Here is a 309-nt window from a genome sequence, read left to right as displayed (position 1 = left end):
CGACCCGAACAGCGAGGCCAACCTGCTGAACGAGGCGGGCATCATCACGGTGTTCAACAGCTACGGCACGGGAATCCGCTTGTGGGGAAACCGCAGTGCGGCCTTCCCCAGCGAGACGCATCCCAAGAACTTCATCAACGTGCTGCGCACGGCGGACGTGATCGCGGAGAGCCTGGAGTACTACACGCTCCAGTACATCGACCGCCCGCTGGACAACGCGCTCATCGACGCCATCGTCGAAAGCTGCAACGCCTTCATGCGCAAGCTCAAGGCAGACGGCGCGATCATCGACGGCAAGGTGTGGTTCGA

At 62.1% G+C, this 309-nt stretch carries 1 protein-coding gene; it reads left to right on the top strand.

Translation table 11 applies throughout. The annotated features are described in order from the left end of the window. Positions 1 to 309 (top strand): phage tail sheath C-terminal domain-containing protein (locus tag KDH83_RS32290; protein ID WP_283093879.1); only part of this gene is annotated, 309 nt, incomplete at both ends.

It is taken from the genome of Achromobacter sp. Marseille-Q0513 (genome assembly GCF_018195695.1).
Taxonomy (GTDB): domain Bacteria; phylum Pseudomonadota; class Gammaproteobacteria; order Burkholderiales; family Burkholderiaceae_B; genus Achromobacter.
Note: the sequence above shows the minus strand (reverse complement) of the source record. Positions and strands in the feature narration are given on the sequence as shown.